Raw genomic sequence first — 18,432 nt, 5'->3', positions numbered from 1 at the left:
CTTAAAGCGCGGTCCGCACGCCGTGCCAGCGACCTTGCCGCTGTCGCCGATGGGCGGGACACTGATCGCATCCACGCCGGGAGTCGATGCCATGAAACTACGTCCGATGATCGTTGCGCTGTCGGCAGCACTGATGCTCGCTGCCTGTTCGGGCAAACCGCCTGCGCCCCGCGCTGCACAGGACGCCCACGCCAAGCGTGTGGCCACGCCGTGGGACGGCATGAAGAAGGACGAGCAGCGCGCCAAGGACGTCCAGAAGGTGGTCGACGAGCAGGCCGCCGAGCAGCGCAAGCAGATCGAAGCCGACAGCCAGTGAGCGGGGCGGCCACGGAGATCGAGCGCGAATCCCTGCTGGAGATCGACGACGCCACCGTGCTGCGGGGCGATCATGCGGCGCTCGATCGCCTGACTTTGCGCATCGACCGCGGCGAGCACACCGCCATCCTCGGCCGCAACGGCTCGGGCAAGTCCACCCTGGTGCGCCTGGTCGCGCGCGAGCTGCACGCACTGGCCCGCAACGGACCGTCGGCACCGGTGCGCGTGCTGGGGCGCGACCGCTGGAACATTGCCGAGCTGCGCGGGCAACTGGGGATCGTCTCGCCCGCCCTGCAGCAGCAATTGGGGAATGAAGCCGGCAGCGAAGTGCTGACCTCGGTGGAATCGGCCTTCTTCGCCGCCCACGACACGTGGGACCGTATGGTGACCCCGACCATGCGCCGGCGCGCGCTGGAGGCGCTGGAACGGGCAGGCGCCTCGTCACTGACCGGTCGTCCGCTGGCCAGCCTGTCCACCGGCGAGGCGCGCCGGGTGCTGATCGCCCGGGCCCTGGTGCACCGCCCCGTGGCGCTGTTGCTGGACGAGCCCTGCGCCGGCCTGGACATGACCGCCCGGCGCGCCTTCCTGGAGCAGCTGCGTGGGCTGGCCCGGAGTGGCACGACGCTGCTGATGGTGACCCACCACGTGGAGGAGATCGTGCCCGAGATCGGCCGCGTGGTGCTGCTGCACCGCGGCCGCGTACTGGCCGACGGCCCGTGCGACCGGGTGCTGCGCGATGAGCCGCTCAGCGCGGCATTCGAGGCGGCGGTATCGGTCGGTCGGCGCGACGGCTGGTACAGCGCCGCGCTGGCCTGAACGGTCAGCGCGGCGTGCAGAAGCAGTAGGCGTAGACGTTCGGCCGGCCCGGCCGCGCATCGCGCAGCAACTGCAGCTCGGGCATCGCCCGCGGCAGCTCGGCCATCCAGCGCGGCAGATGCACGCCGTAGGACAAGGCCGCCTGCACCATCGCGGTCCGGTTGAGACCGACCACGAACTGCTCGAAGCCGCCCAGCGGCTGCTCGATGTAGCGGACCGGATAGCCCTTGGCCAGGCCGGCCTTCTTCGCCGCGTAGGCGACCGCTTCGTCCAGGCCACCGAGCTGGTCGACCAGCCCGCGGTCCAGCGCCTGCTTTCCGGTCCAGACGCGACCCTGGGCGATCGCATCGATGGCGTCGTAATCCTTGCCGCGCGCCTTGGCCACGCCGCCGACGAAGTCGCGGTAGCCCTTGTCGATGATCGCCTGGATCACCTGACCCACCTTCGGATCGAGCGGGCGGGTGATGTCGAACGCGCCGGCCATCGGCCCGGTCGCCACGCCGTCGCTCTGCACGCCGAGCTTCGCCAGCGTGTCGGGGATCGAGTAGTACATGCCGAAGATGCCGATCGAACCAGTGATGGTGTTCGGCTCGGCGAAGATGCGATCGGCGTCCATCGAGATCCAGTAGCCGCCACTGGCCGCCACGTCGCCCATCGACACCACCACCGGGATGCCCGCCTTGCGGGTCAGCTCGACCTCGCGGCGGATCTGCTCGGCGGCGTACACCTCACCGCCGGGCGAGTTCACCCGCAGCACCAGCGCCTTGGTCTTCTTGTCCTCGCGCGCGGCGCGGATCAGGGCGGCGGTGGACTCGCCACCGATCCAGCCCTGCGGCTGCTTGCCGCCGCTGATCTCGCCCTCGGCCACCACCACTGCGACGCCGGGCTTGAACAGCGCGCCGCTGTCGTCCGGCAGCTGAGCGACGTAGCGCGACAGGCCGACCGAGCGGAAACCCTTGCCCTGGCGCCCGGCCGGCACGCCCTCGCGACGCATCATGGCCTCCACATCGGCCTCGGTGGCCAGGCCGTCGACCAGATGCTCGTTGAGCGAGAGCTGGGCCAGGTTGCCCTGGGTGCTGGCGATGTGGTCCGGCAGGTGGTCGACGTCGTCGCGCAGCGTGGCCGGATCGAGCTTGCGCAGTTTGGCGACGGTATCGAGGTAGTTGTCCCACAGCCCGCCCATCCAGTAGCTGTCGGCTTCCTTGGACGCATCCGAGGCGTGGTCGAGGATGTACGGCTCGGCGGCGCTCTTGAACTGGCCGACACGGAACAGGTGCACCTGCACGCCGAGCTTGTCCAGCAGGTCCTTGTAGAACAGCCGATAGTTGGCCAGGCCGGTGATCATCACCCCGCCCTGCGGATCGACCAGCAGGCGGTCGGCATGCGCGGCGAGGTAGTACTGGCCCTGGTCGTAGTTCACGCCCCAGGCGATCACCGGCTTGCCGGCGGCGCGGAAGCGGTCCAGCGCCGCACCCACCTCGCGCAGCGCGGCAAAGCCGCCGGCCTGCAACTGGTCCGGCAGCAGCAGGATGCGGGTGATGTGCTTGTCGGTGGTCGCGGCGTCGATCGCGTGCACCAGGTCGCGCACCTGCACCTCCTTCGGCTCGTCGCCCGACAGTCCGGACAGCACCCGCTGCAGCGGCGCCACGCTGTACTGCTCGACCAGTCGCCCTTCGGGCTTGAGCACCAGCACCGAGTCGGCATCGATGCCCATGCCGGCATGTCGCCCGGCCATCACACCGATCGCCAGCAACAGCACGATAAACAGCAGCGTGAAGAACACCGCATTGATGATGACCAGCCGCACCACGTTGAGGCCGCGCCCGAAGACACGAAGAAAGGCCCAGAAGCCATTGGGGCGCGAAGCGGTCATGCAGCCGTCCTGTTCGGAAAGTGGGAAGTCACGGGTCGAGGGGCAGCGTACCGGCTTGCACCGGCGCGGTCATGTGTGGTTGGTCAGGCTGCCGCGCGCCGACCCAGCGGCCACGGCGGGCGCTGCGCCAGAAGCGGGTGAAAAGCAGGATGGCCGAGGCGCTGAGTCCGGCGATCAGTCCCATCCACATGCCGCGCGCGCCCAGTCCCTGGTGAAAGGCGAGCCACCAACCGACCGGCATGCCGACGCCCCAATAGGAGAACAACGTGATGGCCATCGGCACCCGGGTGTCCTTCAGCCCGCGCAGCGCACCGTTGGATGCCACCTGGACGCCGTCGGAAAACTGGAACACGCCCGCCAGCAGCAGCAACTGCGCAGCCAGGTCGATCACCTCCCGCTGGTGCGTGTAGAGCCCGGCAATGCGATGCGGCAGGCCGAACATCACCGCCGCCGACACCAGTTGCGTGACCAGGCTCAGTCCGATCCCGCAGAAGCCCGCATAGCGCACACCGACCGCATCGCCGCGCCCCACCGCGTTGCCGACCCGCACGGTGATTGCCATGGCGAGGCCCAGCGGGACCATGAAGAACAGAGAAGCCACGTTGATCGCCACCTGGTGGCTGGCCATCACCGTGTCGCCTAGCCGACTGATGCCCAGCGCCACCGCGACGAACAGGCCGGCCTCGGCCAGCAGGCTCACCGCCATCGGCCCGCCGACATGTAGCAGCTCGCCGATGCGACGCCAGTCGGGCCACTCGAAATGATCGACCAGCCCCAGCCCCCGGTAGTTGGGATGGCGCAACACGTAGATCGCGAAGCCGGCCAGCTCCAGCCAGAGCGCCAGGGCCGTGGCCATGCCACAACCGCGCGCGCCCTGCGGCGGCAGGCCCAGCCTGCCGAACATGAACACGTAGCCCAGTGGCACCAGCAGCACCAGCCCAGCCAGGCTGAAGAACATCGACGGCCGGGTCAGCGACAGGCCCTCGGACAGACCGCGCAGGGCGAAATAGCAGGTCAGCGCCGGCGCGCCCCAGCTGATCGCGTGCAGGAAAGCATCCACGTCGGCGCGCAGGTCCGGGGTGACGCCGATCCAGGCGAACAGGGGACTGGCATGCCGCACCGCGAACCACAGCACCACCCCGGTGAGCAGCGCCAGCCAGAGCGCCTGGCGGAACAGTGCGCCGACCTCGTGGCGACGCCGGGCGCCGTCGAGCTGAGCCACCGAGGGCGGCACGGCCATCATCAGCCCGATTCCGGTGACGATGGCCAACGACCACACGTTGGCGCCCACCGCCACCGCACCGAGGACGTGGGTGCTGTAGTGACCGGAAAGCACCGCATCGATCACGTTGGAGCCGATCGCCGCCAGTTGGGCGGCGATCAGCGGCAGGGCAAGGCGTACGGTGGCGCCGACTTCGTGCGCGACGCGCGCGCGGTCGGGACGGAAAGCGGTCATGGCGAGTTCGTTCGGATCGGCTGCGCATTTTAGCGGACCGGGCCTCACCGCAGGGCTGCCTCGACCGCGCCCTTGTGACACCATCCCCCGCTTCCAGGGGAGGAGCCATCGATGGACCAGCTCGACCACGCCAGCGTCGTGCACTGCGCCAACTGCGGCACCGTGATGGAGGGTGAGTTCTGCCATCACTGCGGGCAATCGGTCCACAGTGTGCTCAAGCCGGTGCACCACATGCTTGAGGACGGCCTGGACATGTTCCTGCATGTCGACGGCCGCATCCTGCACACCCTGCCGCCACTGGTCACCCGGCCGGGGTTCCTCACGCTGGAATACTTTGCCGGACGCCGCCAGCGCTACGTGGCACCGTTCCGCCTGATGTTCGTGCTGTGCCTGCTGAGCTTCTTTGCCTTCCACCTCGTGGCCGACAGGCTGCTCGACCACGCCGGCAACCCGGCGGTCGCCGGCAAGCGGGGCCACCAAGACACACCGAATCCGTTTGCCGCCGACGCCACCGCGGCGGACGTGCGCCGGCACCTGGACCGCGAACTGGCCAGTCTGCACACCGCCCAGGCCAGCACAGGAGGCATCCCGGGCGTGGACCAGGGGCTGGAGGTCGCCGAGCGCAGGTTGCGCGGATCGGCCGACAAGCGACTGGTCGAGCTGAAGGGGGGCTCTGCTGCCGGCGCGGCATCGTCCAGCAGCACCGGTACGACACCCGTGCCGAACCGCAGCCAGAGCTCCGCCGACCCGGACGAGGCCGAGTGGGACCGGGTCGAACCGGTCCACATCGCCTGGTTGCCGGAATTCGCCAACGCGCGCCTGACCGAATTCACGCGCCACCTCAAGCTCAACCTCAAGACGGCATTCCACAGCCGCGACGCCAGCGAGCGACAGGAGGCGCGCGAGCGGATGGTCGCCGGCTTCTTCAGCGTGCTGCCGCAGAGCATGCTGGTGATGATCCCGCTGTTCGCGCTGCTGCTGAAGGTGTTCTACCTGTTCCGGCGCAGGCTCTACATGGAACACGTGATCGTCGCCCTGCACAGCCACGCCTTCCTGTTCGTGGCCCTCCTGCTGGTCCTGATGGTCGGCATGCTGTCGACCTGGCTGCACCCCGTGGCCCCATGGATGGCTTATCCACTCGGCGTCGTGCGGTTCGCGCTCATCGTGTGGATGTTCGCCTACTTGCTGGTGATGCAGAAGCGCATCTATCGGCAGGGCTGGGGGATGACGCTGGTGAAGTACTGGTTCGTGGGCTGGTGTTACTTCTGGCTGCTGTCCACGGTGCTCGGCGTTGCCCTGGTACTGGGTGCCGGGCATTGAGACCGCGGTGCGCCGCCAACCGTGACGCTCATCACATCCGGTCATATGACGCGAGCGGCGGCAGCGGGTTTTGCACAGCGTCATCGGAGTGTCAACCCGCGCGACGGTTTCATGGCATCGGCGTGAAGCACAGTTGAATGGTCAATACAAATCACTGAAAAACATCATGTTTTTCTGATGGCCAAATCTTGCGCAGAGTGTCGTGAAGGCCGCCGTGACGGGCCTCAGGGGCCCCCTTCCCCGCTCCATCCACAAAGTTATCCACAGCAGCTGTGGATAAGCGGAAAAATGCCCGGATAGGGGGCACTTATCCCGCCTTCCTAGAGTCGGGCGAAGCAATCCACGGCAACGAACGGACCCACGATCGCTTCCGCCGACGATGCGGCCTGAGCGGGGTCCGGCCGCCGGCCGGCTACACTGGCGCCCCCCGAGGTAGCCATGTCCACCGCCGTCCGCGTAGCCCTGCCCGTCCCCCTCCCGACCCTGTTCGACTATCTGCCACCGGCCGACGGCCAGGTGGTGGTGGCGGGCCAGCGCGTGCTGGTCCCGTTCGGGCGGGGGCAGCAGGTCGGCCTCGTGGTCGACGCGGTCGTGACATCGGAACGGGATGAGTCCCGGCTCAAGCCGGTGCTGAAAGTGCTGGATCACGAGCCGCTGCTGGACGGCGAGCTGCTGCGCACGCTGACCTGGGCCGCCGATTACTGGCTGGGAGCGCCGGGGGAAGCGTTCGCCCAGGCGTTGCCGCTGGCGCTGCGCGAGCCGCGACCGCTGCCGGACATCGCCGAGGAATACTGGCAGCTCACACCGGCCGGGCAACAGGAGCACGGCGCCGGCCGCCGGCGAGGCGGCAGCAGGGACCTGCTTGGCCTGCTGATCGAAGGGCCGCGCCACGCGGACGAGCTGACCGCCGCGCTGCCCGCGTGGCGGACCGCGGCACGTCGACTGGCCGCCGCCCATCTGGTCGAGCGCTGCCCCCCGCCAGCTGCACCACCCCGGCGACAGCCGCCACCTCCCATGCCGCTGAGCGCTGAGCAGCGCGATGCGGTGACCGCCGTCGCTGAGGCATTCGGACGTTTCCAGCCGTTCCTCCTCGATGGCGTCACCGGCAGCGGCAAGACCGAGGTGTACCTGGCATTGATCGAACAGGCACTCGCCGAAGGCCGGCAGAGCCTGCTGCTGGTGCCCGAGATCGGCCTGGCGCCACAGACCCTGCGCCGGCTGCGCGAGAGGCTGGGCGTGCCGGTGGAAGTGCTGCACTCCAACCTGGCCGAGGGCGACCGGGCGCGGGCGTGGCTGCGCGCACGCAGCGGCGAGGCCAAGGTGGTGCTGGGCACCCGCTCGGCGGTGTTCACACCGTTACCGAACGCCGGCCTGATCCTGGTCGACGAGGAACACGACGCTTCCTACAAGCAACAGGAGGGCTTCCGCTACCACGCCCGCGATCTGGCCCTGGTCCGTGCCCGCGACATGGGCGTACCGATCGTGCTGGGCAGCGCCACGCCCTCGCTGGAGACGCTGGCCAATGCCGCCAGCGGCCGGTTCCGGACGCTGCGCCTTCGCAGCCGACCGGGTGCCGCGCGCCCGGCGCCGCAGGTGCAGATCGTCGACGTGCGCGCGCAGTATCTGGACCATGGGTTGTCGCCCGCGCTGCTCGCTGCGGTGAGCGAGACGGTGGCACGGGGCGAGCAAGTGCTGGTATTCCGCAATCGTCGCGGCTATGCGCCGGTGCTCCTCTGTCACGCCTGCGGGTGGCACGCCGACTGCCCGCGCTGCGAGCGCCCGATGACCCTGCACGCCGGGCAGCGCCAGTTGCGATGTCACCATTGCGACCTCCACGCACCGGTGCCGTCGTACTGCCCGGCCTGTGGCGCCGGGGCCCTCTGGCCGCAGGGCCACGGCACCGAGCGACTGGAGGAGGCGCTCGGCGCGCTGTTCCCCGACGTGCCGGTCAGGCGCATCGACCGGGAGACCACCCGTCGCCGCGATGCCTTCGAACATCTGCTGGACGAGCTGCAGCAGGACGGACCGGCGATCCTGGTGGGCACGCAGATGCTGGCCAAGGGACACGATCTGCCCCGGCTGACGCTGGTCGCCATCGTCGGCGTCGACGAAGGCCTGCACAGCGTGGATTTCCGCGCCGGCGAACGGCTCGCCCAACTGCTGGTACAGGTTGCCGGGCGGGCCGGCCGGGCTGACCGGACCGGCCGGGTGCTGCTGCAGACCCATCATCCCGAGCATCCGCTGCTGCGCACCCTGCTCGCTTCGGGCTACGGCACGGCGGCGGCGGCGCTGCTCGCCGAGCGCCAGGCGGTGCAATTGCCTCCCTACAGCCATCAGATCCTGCTCCGCGCCGATGCGCACAGCTGCGACGAGTTGGATACCTTCCTCGCCGCTGCAGCCGCGGCGCTACCGAACGATCCGGAGGTGCAACTGGCAGGGCCGATGCCGGCCCCGATGCCGTTGCGCGCAGGCCGGCATCGCGGCCAGCTGTTGCTGGAGTCCACCCTTCGTGCCCGACTGCATTCGGCCGCACGGCCGTGGCGGCTCCGGCTCGGCGCCCTGCCGTCATCACGGCGGGTGCGCTGGTCGCTGGACGTGGACCCCATCGACCTCTACTGAACCTTGCCCTCACGGCAGAACGACCAGCGGGCCTTATAATTTGCGGTCAACCCGAAGGAGGCTCCATGGCATCGCAGCTCGAACAACTCCGCCAGTACACCACCGTGGTTGCCGACACCGGTGACATCGAGGCGATCGCCCGCTACAAGCCGGTCGACGCCACGACCAATCCGTCGCTGCTGCTCAAAGCTGCCGGCATCCCGGCCTACGCTTCCCTGCTTGACGAAGCCGTGGCGTTCGCCAAGGACCGCGGCAATGACCGCGAGCGGCAGCTCGCCGACGCCAGCGATCACCTCGCCGTCGCGGTGGGGCGCAAGATCCTCGACCTGGTGCCGGGTCGCGTTTCCACCGAGGTGGATGCACGCCTGTCCTTCGATACCGACGCAACCATCGCCAAGGCCGAGCGGTTGATCGGCCTGTACGAGGATGCCGGGGTGAAGCGCGACCGGATCCTGATTAAGGTCGCATCCACTTGGGCCGGCATCCGCGCCGCCGAGCAACTGGAGCGCCGCGGCATCCAGTGCAACCTGACCCTGCTGTTCTCGTTCGAGCAGGCCGTGGCCTGCGCCGAGGCCGGTGTGTTCCTCATCTCGCCGTTCGTCGGCCGCATCTACGACTGGTACGTCGCCAACACCGACGCGAATGGCTTCGAGCCGCACGAAGACCCCGGCGTGAAATCGGTGCGCCGCATCTATGACTGGTACAAGCGGCACGGCTTCGGGACCGTGGTGATGGGAGCCAGCTTCCGTAACACCGGGCAGATCCGCGCACTGGCCGGCTGCGACCGCCTCACCATCAGCCCTGAGCTGCTGGAGAAGCTCGATGCCAGCCACGATCCGCTGCCGCGCGTGCTTGAGGACGGCGGGCAGCAGGCAACGCCGCCGGATCCCCTCAGCGAACCGGCTTTCCGTTGGGGCCACAACGAAGATCCCATGGCCACGGACAAGCTGGCCGATGGCATCCGCAAGTTTGCCGCCGATCAGCTCAAGCTGGAAAAGCTGCTCGCCGACAAGCTTTAACACAGGCCCCGGACGACGCAACGAAAAACGGCCCCTGAGGGGCCGTTTTTTCTTTCTCCCGATTCGCCCGACCGGCGGATCAGGCCGCGGCGGCGAACAGGCCGCGCATCTTCTTCATCGCGTTCGCCTCGACCTGGCGGATGCGCTCGGCAGAGACGCCGTACTCGTCGGCCAGATCCTGCAGGGTTGCCTTCTCGTCGTTCAGCCAACGCCGCTGGATGATGTCACGCGAACGGTCGTCCAGCTTCTCCAGTGCCGCGGAGAGCGTCTCGAGTTCGTTGTCGGACTGGTCTGCGTCGGACACCGTGTCGTACGGATCGGCACCGTCGTCGACCAAGAACGCAGCCGGGGCCGGCTTGGCGTCCTCGTCGGCATCGACTGGGGCCTCGAAGCCCACGTCACGGCCAGACAGGCGCGACTCCATCTCGCGCACCGTGGCCTCGGGCACGCCGAGATCCTTCGCCACCGTGCGCACTTCCTCGGCATTCATCCAGCCCAGGCGCTTCTTGCTCTTGCGCAGGTTGAAGAACAGCTTGCGCTGCGCCTTGGTGGTGGCGACCTTGACGATGCGCCAGTTCTTGAGGATGAACTCGTGCATCTCGGCACGGATCCAGTGCACGGCGAAGCTGACCAGGCGCACGCCCTGGTCCGGATCGAAACGCTTCACCGCCTTCATCAGGCCGATGTTGCCTTCCTGGATCAGATCACCCAGCTGCAGGCCGTAGCCACTGTAGCCGCGGGCCACGTGTACGACGAAGCGCAGGTGCGACATCACCAGCTTGCGGGCGGACGACAGGTCGTTCTCTTCGAGGTAGCGACGCGAAAGCGCCTGCTCCTCTTCCTGGCTGAGCACCGGGATGCGGTGCACCGCCGAGATGTAGGCATCCAGGCTGCCGACGACGCTGGGAACCGGGATGTTGGCGGTGACCAAAGCTTGGGACATGGACGGAACCTCCTGATGAGGGGCAGCTTAGCACTCGCATCATTGGAGTGCTAAAGCCACCGCAAAGTTCCGGCGCGGCGAATCGGTCGCCGCGTCGACTTAATGAACCAAATGGTACAGAAACTGCGCCGCACTGTCCAGTGCTCCGGGGCAGGCCCGCCATTGTGCACGCTCGGTGTGCGGCGCCCGTGAAACCGGACTAAGCGTAAGCGCCCAGCTGGGCCCTTGGTGGCAGCGACCAGTCGATCGGAGCCTGGCCATGCTGGTCCAGCCAGGCGTTGGCGGCGGAAAAGTGCCCGCAGCCGATGAATCCGCGATGCGCGGACAGCGGGGAAGGGTGTACCGCGGTCAGCACGCGATGGCGCCGGGTATCGATCAGCCGCCCCTTGCGCTGGGCGTAGCTGCCCCAGAGCATGAACACCAGCCCGTCGCGCTCCCGGTTGAGGGCATCGATCGCGGCGTCGGTGAAACCTTCCCAACCCTTGCCCTGATGCGAACCGGCCAGGCCTCGCTCGACCGTCAGCACCGCGTTGAGCAGCAGCACCCCGCGATCGGCCCACGGGGTCAGGCAGCCATGATCCGGCCGCGGCAGCCCGAGGTCGCGGCTGATTTCCTTGAAGATGTTGTCCAGCGACGGCGGGATCCGCACGCCTGGACGCACCGAGAAGCACAGGCCGTGGGCCTGCCCGGGGCCGTGATACGGATCCTGACCGAGGATCACCACGCGCACCGCGCCGAACGGGGTGTGGTCAAACGCCGCGAAGATCTCCGGCCCCGGGGGATAGATCACCTTCCCGGCGCGCTTTTCCTCCCTCAGGAACGCCGCCAGCGCCTGCATCTCGGGCCGCTCCAGATAGTCGCCGATACGGGCTTTCCAACCCGGCTCCAGGCGCACACGGTCACCGCTCATGCGACGGATCGTTGAGCGAGCGCATATGCTGGGCCACGCGCAGCTGGAACAGCAGCTTGGTGATGAGCAGGCTTTCCTCGACCGGCTTCTCGACCAGATCGTTGGCGCCCGCCTTGAGCAGGGCGGCCTGGTTGGCGGGATTCTCGTCACCGGTCATCACCAGCACGGGCAGCCGACCCTTGCCGTAACCGAAGACGGTGCGGATGTGCTCGAGCAGATCACCTCCGGTGAGCTTGCCCTTGAGACTGACATCGGTAAGGACGACGTCCGCCCCGACCCAGCCCAATTCCCGGTCGGCCTCGAGCAACGCGATCGCATCCTCCACGCTGACCACGTGGCGCACGGTCAGCCCGCAACGCTCCATCATGCGACGGGTAGCAAGGGCCACGACGCGGCTGTCTTCCACGTAAAGCACGGTGCCCGTGGCCGTGGCCTCCGGACTGACATAGCCGCGAATGAAGGCTCCCAGGGCGGGAAAACCCAGCGACTTGTCGAAATAGTCGGTGACATGTTCACCAAGCGCCCGACGATGCAGTCGGTCGTCGACGTCGCCGGAAACCACCACGATCGGTACATAGGCCTGCGGCGCCGACTCGCGCACGTAGCGCGCCAGTTCCAGGCCATCCATGTCGGGCAGGCGCAGGGCAACGGTGATGAAATCGAAGGCGCCGGACTGCAGTTCGCGCTGGGCTTCCTCGCCCGTCGCACAACCAACCACTTCGGCGGCCGGCAGCTCGGCGGCCAGAACCCGGGTGATCAGCTGGCGAACCACTTTGGAGCCGTCGACGACGAGCACGCGAGGCGCCTCACCGATACTGCGGGTGCTGATACTGGTATTCATGCGGACACTCCGCGCCACCGGGTCGTCGTCCACGGTTTCCCACTCACGATCTTTCCCGCCCCCGTCGCCGTTGTCGCAGCCACCGATCCTGCCTTATCGATGCATCTACTGGCTGCGACCGCCATCACCGCAGTGCGACACCGGCGCATCAGGCCACCCGCCGCAACTGCCATGCACTGACCAGCCGTGCGCCAATCCAGCCCAGCAGCGCTGCCGCGACCGGAGTGGCCAGCAGTAGCCACAGCGGCAGTCCGCCGATCGAAAGCTTGCCGGCATAGGCGGCACTCAGGCGCTCGACGGGCGCCACCAGCGAGAGCTCGATCGCCACCGCCACCAGCGACGCGACAACGCCGCCAAACAGCCCGTACCAGAGGCCGGCATACAGGTAAGGACGTCGCACGAACGGCCGGCTGGCGCCGACCAGCATCAGCACGCCGATTTCATCGACGCGCCCGGCGATATCCACGCGTACCGTGTTGCCCACCACCAACACGGCCGCCAGCGAGAGCAACAGGGCGAGCACGGCGACGATGCGGTTGCCCAGCCCCAGCAGGGCATCCAGCCGCTGACGCCAGCTTCCGCTGTCCTGCACCATGTCGACACCGCGCTGCTCGCGCAGGGCAGTGACCAGATCCTGCACCGCACCGGCATCCAGCGAGTCCTTGGGCATGACCTCGAGGACGTAGGGCAGCGGGTTGTCATCCAGCGCATGCAGTGCACCACTGAAGCCCTGCATCGCGGCCAGTTCGTCCATCCCCTGCTGTGGGGTCTTGACCACCACCCCGGCGACATCCGCCCGTTCGCCGATATCCTTGGCCAGCAGTTGCGCAACCGCCTCGCCCTGCCCGGGCTTGAGGAACACGCTGACCGCCTGTCGCTGCCCCATCGCATCGCCCATCCGCTGCACGTTGCCGAGCAGGAGATAGAAGGCCAATGGCAGGGCCAGCGCCAGGCCGATCACGGTGACAGTCATCAGGGTGCCGAAAGGACGACCGAGCAATCGGCGCAGGCTCGCCGCGGCACTCCAGCGATGGTGCTCGGCCCAGCCTCCGACGCGCCGGGTTTCGCTGCGTCGACTGCGCGCATCGCGCACGGCGGCCTCGGCCGCGACGTCGGAACGACGGCTCACAGCACCTCCTGCGCCGGCACGTCGGCCACCAGGCGACCGTGGTCGAGCACGACCACCCGCTTCTTCATCCGCTTGATCAGGGGCAGGTCATGGCTGGCCACCAGCACGGTTGTGCCGACCTGCTGGAATTCGGCGAACAGCCCCATGATCTCCACTGCCAGTTGCGGATCGAGGTTACCGGTAGGCTCGTCGGCGATCAGCAGCGCTGGGCGCGCCACGATGGCCCGGGCAATGCCCACGCGCTGTTGCTCGCCAGTGGAGAGCGTGTCTGGCAACTGGCGCTCGTAGGCCAGCAGGCCAACCTTTTCCAGCGAGGCACGCACGCGCTTGGCGCGTTCGGCCGGCGCCAGCCCACCGATCACCAGCGGCAGCTCGACGTTGTCGAAGACGGTGCGATCCATCAGCAGCCGATGATCCTGGAACACCATGCCGATGCGTCGGCGCAGCTTCGGGATAGCCCCGCGGCCGACCGTGCCCAGGCTCTGGCCATCGAGATGGATCTGCCCGTGGGACGGACGCTCGATCAGCGCGAGCAGCTTGAGCAGGGTGCTCTTGCCGGCACCGGAGTGCCCGGTGACGAAGGCCATCTCGCCGTCGCCCACCTCGAATGACAGCTGCGATATGGCCTCGTGGCCGCTTTCGTAACGCTTGCTTACCTGGTCAAAGCGGATCACCGCATTCCCCGACGTTGCCGTCCCACCAAGCAGCAAGGATACGGGATGCGCAGCGCAAGTTGGGGCACCCCGGACAACCGGGGTAGCCCGCCTGCGGGGCACGCTCAGCGGCCAGTGAACAACCGGGTCAGTCGACGGAAAAAGCCGGGCTTCTTCTGTACCGGCGTCTCGCTCGCCACCCCCGACTGCAGCGCAACCTGGCGCGACGGGCGCGGCGTGGACTCGTTGCCATGTCGCTCGCGCGGCGGACGGCGGCTGCCGCGCTCGCCATGGGTACCGGCACCCGGCTTCGGAGGCGCGGTGGCCGGCGCGGCTTCGGCGGACGCCGCCTCGCCATCGCGACGCCGGTTGCGCCCGCCGCGCCGACGCCGACGTTTGCGCGGCGCACCGGTGGCATCGGTCGGCGTGCCGTCCGGAGCGGCAGCCGGCTGGGCATCGACCGGGGTCTGCACTTCGTCCGTGGCCGGCGTCTCGACTATCGGCCGCGCCTGCCGCGGCGGACGCGGCCCGCGGCTCTCGCCGCGACCACCCTCGCGACGGCCACCACGACCACTTTGCGAAGACCGCTTGTCGCCATCGCGCGATTCGACCCGATCGCCGAATGCGGCGCTGTCGGCCGCAGCATCGGCGGCAAACTGCGGATCGAGCGCCTTCGGCTGCGGCATCACCAGGAGCTCCGGCTCCACCGTGGCCACCGGGATCTTCTGGCCGATGTAGGCCTCGATGTCCGGCAGACTCATCGCGTAGAGGTCGCAGGCGAAGCTGATCGCATCGCCCTCGGCGCCCAGTCGCGCGGTGCGGCCGATGCGGTGCACGTAGTCCTCGGCGTCCTGCGGCAGGTCGTAATTGAAGACGTGGCTGACCGCTGGAATATGCAGGCCGCGGGCGGCCACGTCGGTGCAGACCAGGATGTCGAGCTGGCTGTCCTGGAACCGCTGCAGCAGCTTCTGGCGCTTCAGCTGCGGCACGTCGCCGGACAGCGCGCCGACGCGGTAGCCCTGGCGCTTGAGCCGGTCGGTGATGCGCTCGGCCGCAGCCTTGGTGTTGACGAACACGATGCTGCGCTCGGCCTGGGTGCGCTCGAGCAGGTTGAGCAGCAGCGGCATCTTCTCTTCCTTGGCGGGGAAGTAGACGACCTGCCGCACGCGGTCGGCGGTGACGTTGTCGGTCTCCACCACGAGCTTCTCGGCCTCGTGCATGTGCTCGTAGGCCAGCTCCAGCACGCGGTGGCTCAGCGTGGCGGAGAACAGCAGCACCTGGCGCTGCTCGCGCGCCGGCAGGCGGCGGAAGATGAAGCGCACGTCCTTGATGAAACCGAGATCGAACATGCGGTCCGCCTCGTCGATCACCATCACCTCGACGCTGTTGAGTCCGAACACGTTCTGCTTGTAGTAGTCGAGCAGGCGGCCGGGCGTGGCGATGATGATGTCGCAACCGTCCTTGAGCTGCTGGCGCTGCTTGTCGTAGTCGACGCCGCCGTAGATCAGCGCGGTGCGCAGGCCGGTGTGCTTGCCGATCGCGCGGGCATCCTTGTCGATCTGGATCGCCAGCTCGCGGGTCGGCGCGATCACCAGCGCGCGCGGGTCGGAATCCTTGCGGTCCGCCGCGGCCGGCTGGGTCAGCAGGCGGTTCATCATGGCGACCAGGAAGGCGCAGGTCTTGCCGGTGCCGGTCTGCGCCTGGCCGGCGACGTCGCGGCCGGACAGGGCGACCGGCAGGGTCAGCTCCTGGATCGGCGTGCAGCGGGTGAAGCCGGCTTCGTCCAGGCCCTGCTTGAGCAGCGGATGCAGGTCGAAGTTGGTGAAGAAGGTATCGGTGAGAACGGTTTCGGACATGTCGGATAGCAGTCTCTGGCGGGCGGCGCGGGGCGCCAGCCCGGTCCCGCCGCCGCGTGGCCTTGGGACAGGTGGTGGTACGGCGCGGGAGGGGGGCGCGGGCGCCGGGCGGACCTGAGGTGCGCGCAGCGCCGTTGCGCACCGTGGCGGGCGCCGGCGTGGGGTGGCCCGGGCCGGCAGCTCCGCTGGCATAGGCAAGGGTGGGCGGTGTGCCAGACCCTTGCCTATGTCAACGGAACCGCCTGCTGGCCGGTGCCTTGAATCGCTTGAATCGCGCCCCGAGTTAGGCTGGAATGGAAATGCGCCGCAACGGCGATCCAGCTTCCCCATTACGGAACGACCCGCGCTTCATGGGCGCCCCAGTGTAGCCGATGCAGGCCGCGCGGTCGCCCTCACCCCACCGTCTACCCTCGGAGAACCCCCGGTGAGCGATCTCATTACCCACGTCAGCGACGCTGCTTTCGAGCAGGAAGTGCTCCAGTCCGACACCCCCGTCCTGCTGGACTTCTGGGCCGAATGGTGCGGCCCCTGCAAGGCCATCGCGCCGGTGCTGGACGAGCTGGCCAGGCAGTACGAAGGCAAGCTGCGGGTGGTCAAGCTTAACATCGACCAGAACCAGCAGACCCCCCGCACCTACGGCGTGCGCGGCATTCCTACCCTGATGATGTTCAAGAACGGCAAGGTCGAGGCGACCCAGATCGGCGCCGTCGGCAAGGGCCAGCTGACCCAGATGATCGACAAGGCGCTCTGACGCGCCCCCGACACCCGCCGCCGCGCTTTACGGGGCCGCGCGGCGGGTGCTAGATTCGTCGCCCTGCACGGAACGGTCCCGTTCCGCCGCGCGCACCGCGCGATGCCTTCCCTTCCTTCCTGTACCAACGGCGCCCCGACGAGGTTTGCCCGTGTCTGATATCGAAAGCAAAGCACCGAACGACGCCGACGGCGCCGAGAACCGGCCTGCCAGCGAGCCCCGCCAGCGTGCACCACGCAAGAATGCGGCCGCCAAGTCCGCAGCCGCCGAAGCATCGGCGAACGCACCGGCGTCTGCCGCACCCGCGCCCGCACCGGCGGCACCGGCCCCGGCCGCGCCGGTCCAGGCCAGCCTGCCGGTGGATCGCCCGGCGTCAGCGAACTCCACCCCTTCGGCGCAGTCCCAGGCCGCTCCGGCCACGAGTCCCGCGCCGCCCCCCCACGGTGGCGGGCAGTCGCAGGGCCAGGCGCCCCAGGCGGGCGGTAATGGGGGAGGCGGCGGCAATCAGGGCAGCAACGAACGTCGCAATGACCGCAACGACCGCGGCCGGCGCCGGCGCCACGAGCGCGGACCACGCGGCAACCAGGGCGGCGGCCAGCGCAATCCGAACGGCCTGCCGATGGACGACGACGAGACGGGCGACGTCGGCAGCAACGACAACCTGATCAACCTCACCGAACTCAAGCGCATGAAGGCGCCGCAGCTGCTGGCCTTCGCCGAATCGCTGGGCATCCAGGAAGGCGTGGCCCGCCAGCGCCGCCAGGACGTCATCTTCAACATCCTCAAGGCGCACGCCCGCGCCGGCGGCGGCATCTGGGCCGAGGGCGTGCTGGAGATCCTGCAGGACGGCTTCGGCTTCCTGCGCTCGGCCGACGAAAGCTACCTGGCCGGCCCGGACGACATCTACGTCAGCCCCAGCCAGATCCGCCGCTTCAACCTGCGCACCGGCGACTACATCACCGGGCGCGTGCGGCATCCGAAGGAAGGCGAGCGCTACTTTGCCATGCTGCGCGTCGACGACATCAACGGCGATCCGCCGGAGGCGTCGAAGAACAAGATGCTGTTCGAGAACCTCACCCCGCTGTTCCCGCGCAAGGCATTCAAGCTCGAACGCGGCAACGGCTCGAGCGAGGACATCACCGGCCGCATCCTCGACCTGGTCGCGCCGATCGGCAAGGGCCAGCGCGGCCTGATCGTCTCCCAGCCCAAGTCGGGCAAGACGATGATGCTGCAGAACATCGCCCAGGCGATCCAGTACAACCACCCCGAGGCGCACCTGATCATCCTGCTGGTCGACGAGCGGCCGGAGGAAGTGACCGAGATCGCCCGCACCGTGCGCGCCGAGGTGATCTCCTCGACGTTCGACGAGCCGGCGGTGCGCCACGTGCAGGTCGCCGAGATGGTGATCGAGCGCGCCAAGCGCCTGGTCGAGCACAAGAAGGACGTGATCATCCTGCTCGACTCGATCACCCGCCTGGCGCGTGCCTACAACACCGTGGTGCCGAGCTCCGGCAAGGTGCTCACCGGCGGCGTCGACGCCAACGCGCTGCAGCGGCCGAAGCGCTTCTTCGGCGCCGCGCGCAACGTCGAGGAAGGCGGCTCGCTCACCATCATCGCCACCGCGCTGATCGACACCGGTTCGAAGATGGACGAGGTGATCTACGAGGAGTTCAAGGGCACCGGCAACATGGAAGTGCACCTGAGCCGCCGCATCTCCGAGAAGCGCGTCTACCCGGCGATCGACATCAACCGCTCCGGCACCCGCCGCGAGGACCTGCTGATCGACCCGGATCTGCTGGCCAAGATCTGGATCCTGCGCAAGCTGCTGCACCCAATGGACGAGCTGGCCGCGATGGAGTTCATGCTCGACAAGATGAAGAGCACCAAGTCCAACGACGAGTTCTTCAACTCGATGAAGCGCTGAGCCTCCT

General features: G+C 68.3%; 15 protein-coding genes. 7 read left to right on the top strand and 8 right to left on the bottom strand.

Going from position 1 to position 18,432, the window contains the following annotated elements:
• The first annotated feature begins 91 nt into the window (after window positions 1–91).
• Both NC595_RS19000 and NC595_RS18995 read left to right on the top strand, forming a co-directional pair.
• Complete coding sequence (locus NC595_RS19000; RefSeq protein ID WP_253568961.1) at window positions 92–316, top strand: hypothetical protein; 225 nt, start codon at window positions 92–94, stop codon at window positions 314–316.
• Entirely contained in the window at window positions 313–1,131 is an 819-nt protein-coding gene (locus tag NC595_RS18995) for an ABC transporter ATP-binding protein (RefSeq protein WP_253568960.1), read from the top strand. Before NC595_RS19000 ends, NC595_RS18995 begins: the two co-directional genes overlap by 4 nt.
• Window positions 1,132–1,135: 4 nt before the next feature.
• Here the strand turns inward: NC595_RS18995 and sppA are convergent, their stop codons facing one another.
• Together sppA and NC595_RS18985 are read right to left on the bottom strand one after the other, a co-directional pair.
• Window positions 1,136–3,004, bottom strand: coding sequence for a signal peptide peptidase SppA (gene sppA, locus NC595_RS18990; protein ID WP_253568959.1), 1,869 nt, complete (start codon window positions 3,002–3,004; stop codon window positions 1,136–1,138).
• Window positions 3,005–3,032: 28 nt separating this feature from the next.
• Window positions 3,033–4,460, bottom strand: coding sequence for an MATE family efflux transporter (locus NC595_RS18985; RefSeq protein WP_253568958.1), 1,428 nt, complete (start codon window positions 4,458–4,460; stop codon window positions 3,033–3,035).
• A 111-nt stretch (window positions 4,461–4,571) separates the two neighbouring features.
• Here NC595_RS18985 and NC595_RS18980 point away from each other — a divergent pair, with 111 nt between their 5' ends.
• From NC595_RS18980 to tal, 3 genes are all read left to right on the top strand, one after another.
• Window positions 4,572–5,780: a DUF3667 domain-containing protein gene (locus NC595_RS18980; RefSeq protein WP_253568957.1), complete on the top strand. Its 1,209-nt coding sequence runs from the start codon at window positions 4,572–4,574 to the stop codon at window positions 5,778–5,780.
• 438 nt (window positions 5,781–6,218) lie between these two features.
• Window positions 6,219–8,399, top strand: coding sequence for a primosomal protein N' (locus tag NC595_RS18975; protein WP_253568956.1), 2,181 nt, complete (start codon window positions 6,219–6,221; stop codon window positions 8,397–8,399).
• Window positions 8,400–8,464: 65 nt separating this feature from the next.
• Complete coding sequence (tal, locus tag NC595_RS18970; protein WP_253568955.1) at window positions 8,465–9,418, top strand: transaldolase; 954 nt, start codon at window positions 8,465–8,467, stop codon at window positions 9,416–9,418.
• A 79-nt stretch (window positions 9,419–9,497) separates the two neighbouring features.
• Here tal and rpoH read toward each other — a convergent pair whose 3' ends face one another.
• From rpoH to NC595_RS18940, 6 genes are all read right to left on the bottom strand, one after another.
• Window positions 9,498–10,361: an RNA polymerase sigma factor RpoH gene (rpoH, locus tag NC595_RS18965; RefSeq protein ID WP_017463713.1), complete on the bottom strand. Its 864-nt coding sequence runs from the start codon at window positions 10,359–10,361 to the stop codon at window positions 9,498–9,500.
• 199 nt (window positions 10,362–10,560) lie between these two features.
• The gene (gene ung, locus NC595_RS18960) at window positions 10,561–11,271 is read right to left on the bottom strand and encodes a uracil-DNA glycosylase (protein WP_253568954.1); all 711 of its coding nucleotides are present in this window, start codon (window positions 11,269–11,271) and stop codon (window positions 10,561–10,563) included.
• Entirely contained in the window at window positions 11,261–12,112 is an 852-nt protein-coding gene (locus NC595_RS18955) for a response regulator (RefSeq protein ID WP_253569115.1), read from the bottom strand. The genes ung and NC595_RS18955 overlap by 11 nt, the downstream gene beginning before the upstream one ends.
• A 148-nt stretch (window positions 12,113–12,260) precedes the next feature.
• Window positions 12,261–13,241, bottom strand: a complete 981-nt coding sequence (gene ftsX / locus NC595_RS18950; protein WP_253568953.1) for a permease-like cell division protein FtsX — start codon at window positions 13,239–13,241, stop codon at window positions 12,261–12,263.
• On the bottom strand, window positions 13,238–13,915 hold the full coding sequence (ftsE, locus tag NC595_RS18945) for a cell division ATP-binding protein FtsE (RefSeq protein ID WP_253568952.1): 678 nt from the start codon (window positions 13,913–13,915) through the stop codon (window positions 13,238–13,240). Before ftsE ends, ftsX begins: the two co-directional genes overlap by 4 nt.
• 104 nt (window positions 13,916–14,019) lie before the next feature.
• Entirely contained in the window at window positions 14,020–15,750 is a 1,731-nt protein-coding gene (locus tag NC595_RS18940; protein WP_253568951.1) for a DEAD/DEAH box helicase, read from the bottom strand.
• A 424-nt stretch (window positions 15,751–16,174) separates the two neighbouring features.
• On the opposite strand from NC595_RS18940, the gene trxA reads away from it, so the two are divergent.
• Entirely contained in the window at window positions 16,175–16,501 is a 327-nt protein-coding gene (gene trxA, locus NC595_RS18935) for a thioredoxin TrxA (protein WP_253568950.1), read from the top strand.
• Window positions 16,502–16,652: 151 nt separating this feature from the next.
• Entirely contained in the window at window positions 16,653–18,425 is a 1,773-nt protein-coding gene (gene rho / locus NC595_RS18930) for a transcription termination factor Rho (RefSeq protein WP_253568949.1), read from the top strand.
• Window positions 18,426–18,432: the final 7 nt, after the last annotated feature.

The organism is Dyella lutea, from assembly GCF_024158035.1.
Classification (GTDB): Bacteria; Pseudomonadota; Gammaproteobacteria; order Xanthomonadales; family Rhodanobacteraceae; genus Dyella_A; species Dyella_A lutea.
This window is presented reverse-complemented; position numbering and strand designations above follow the sequence as displayed.